The organism is Candidatus Thioglobus sp. (assembly GCF_028599055.1).
Taxonomy (GTDB): domain Bacteria; phylum Pseudomonadota; class Gammaproteobacteria; order PS1; family Pseudothioglobaceae; genus Thioglobus_A.
Genome location: NZ_JAQRMS010000202.1, coordinates 1 through 1,893, shown reverse-complemented (window position 1 = coordinate 1,893; position 1,893 = coordinate 1). Strand labels below are relative to the sequence as shown.

Below are 1,893 nucleotides of genomic sequence, written 5' to 3'. Positions count from 1 at the left end.
GATTTTTTAATTGACGACAAAACCCTGCAAGCCACTCGCCTGCAACTCATTATTGCCACCAAGCAAGTATTGGCTAATGGTTTGGGACTGTTGGGCGTTTGCGCACCTGAAAAAATGTAAAATCAAAATATGGATAATTTATCTCGCATCAAAATTAAGGGTTTTAAATCGATTAAAGAATTAGACTTGGAGATGAAACCGATTAATGTGCTCATTGGTGCAAATGGCTCGGGAAAGAGTAATTTTGTATCTATTTTTAGATTGCTTGAAAATATTCACAATAAAAGACTTCAAAAATATTTGATTAATGGTGGCGGTGCAGATGGATTTTTACATTTTGGGAAAAAGGTTACAGACAAAGTTTCACTATATGTAAAGATAAAAAATAATGAATATTATGCAGAATTATCAAAAAATGATGAAAACGACACACTGGTAATTACTGATAGTGCGGGTTTTTATTCCACCCTGTCGGACGTAAATTATAATCCATCTATAAGTTATGACTCTTTTGAAAGTGGCATTTCAGAAAGCGACAAACCAATTGTTGTACATTCTAGGGATTATTTAAAACAATGTAAGCTGTATCACTTTCATGATTCCTCCCCATCTGCAAAATTTAAGTCTTATCAGGATATAGGCGCCAATCAATCCTTGTCAAGTTTTGCTGAAAATTTGGCGCCATTTTTATACAGATTAAGAGACGAGTTTAATGTTGATTATCAAAATATTGTGAGTGCGGTGCAAACCGTTGCGCCTTATTTTCAAGATTTTGATTTTAATATTAAAGGTGACAATATTCTTTTGCGCTGGCAACATGTTAATGATTTGAGTAATCGGGGATTTTCCGCACAATCTTTATCAGACGGTACAGCACGTTTTATTTGTATGGCGACACTTTTCTTACAGCCTAAGGATATGCGACCTAAAACCATTGTGTTAGATGAGCCAGAAATTGGTTTGCATCCAGCTGCACTTGCTGTCTTATCAGAAATCATCCAAGCCATTGCAAACGATGGCTCGCAAGTAATTATATCTACTCAGTCTGTTGAGCTTGCTAACTATTTTGAGCCTGATGACTTTGTTGTAGTTGATTATGAAAATGGCGAGTCAAAGTTTAAAAGACTGAATAAAAAAGATTTGGGCAATTGGATTGAGAGCTATCGAGTTGGAGAAGCTTGGAGCGAGGGTCTGTTGGGCGGTGAACCAAAATGGTAAGATTGTTAATTTCGGCAGAAGGACATTCGGAATATAAGTTTATAAATGAGGCGGTTGTGCCACATTTGGCGCAATTTCAAGTTTTTGTAACAACTCAAAACATGAAAGGTAATATTAGTATTGATAGGGTTAAAACCAAACTTAATAAGTTAATTTATAACCATGATTTTGCAACCACTTTGTATGATTTTTATGGATTTAAGAGAAGAGGGTTGGAAGGCAGTGAGACCAAAGAGACGCTAGAACAAAAAATAAAAACAAGCATTGAGTCCAGCCAGCAATATAAAGTTATTTCTTATATTCAAATGTATGAATTTGAAGCATTGCTTTTTAGTGATGCTGAAATCATGGCAAAAAATCTTAATGTCTCACAAGATTGGATTGGTGAAATTTTAGATGAATTTAACGATGTAGAAAAAATCAATAATTCTATAGAAACCGCACCATCAAAGCGCATTGCAAAAAATGCAAAATATATTAAAACACAACATGCGCCAAAAATTCTACAAGAGATTGGACTATTAAAAATTCGTGAAAAATGTCAAGGCTTTAATGCTTGGTTGACGCAATTAGAGGGTTTGGGTGGATGATCAAGCACAAAGACTTCAGGCACTAGATACCTCCCGTTCTTTTTTAATCCAAGCGCCGGCAGGTTCAGGCAAAACTGAATTACTC

3 protein-coding genes are annotated in these 1,893 nt (G+C 35.4%); all 3 read left to right on the top strand.

Annotated features, from left to right (window positions below; translation table 11 throughout):
• Positions 1-120, top strand: a 120-nt coding sequence (locus PSN35_RS07470) for a DALR anticodon-binding domain-containing protein (protein WP_300031619.1), incomplete at its 5' end; no start/stop codon positions are given.
• 9 nt (positions 121-129) lie between these two features.
• Positions 130-1,218 carry an AAA family ATPase gene (locus tag PSN35_RS07465; protein ID WP_300031616.1) on the top strand — a complete coding sequence of 363 codons (1,089 nt, stop codon included), beginning with the start codon at positions 130-132 and terminating at the stop codon, positions 1,216-1,218.
• Positions 1,212-1,808 (top strand): DUF4276 family protein, encoded by a 597-nt coding sequence (locus tag PSN35_RS07460; RefSeq protein ID WP_300031613.1) that lies wholly within the window; start codon positions 1,212-1,214, stop codon positions 1,806-1,808. The genes PSN35_RS07465 and PSN35_RS07460 overlap by 7 nt, the downstream gene beginning before the upstream one ends.
• Positions 1,809-1,893: the final 85 nt, after the last annotated feature.

Excerpts from the sequence above, each read along its gene's own strand:
- PSN35_RS07465 (WP_300031616.1), top strand. The coding sequence starts at position 130 with ATGGATAATTTATCTCGCATCAAAATTAAGGGTTTTAAATCGATTAAA.
- PSN35_RS07460 (WP_300031613.1), top strand. The coding sequence starts at position 1,212 with ATGGTAAGATTGTTAATTTCGGCAGAAGGACATTCGGAATATAAGTTT.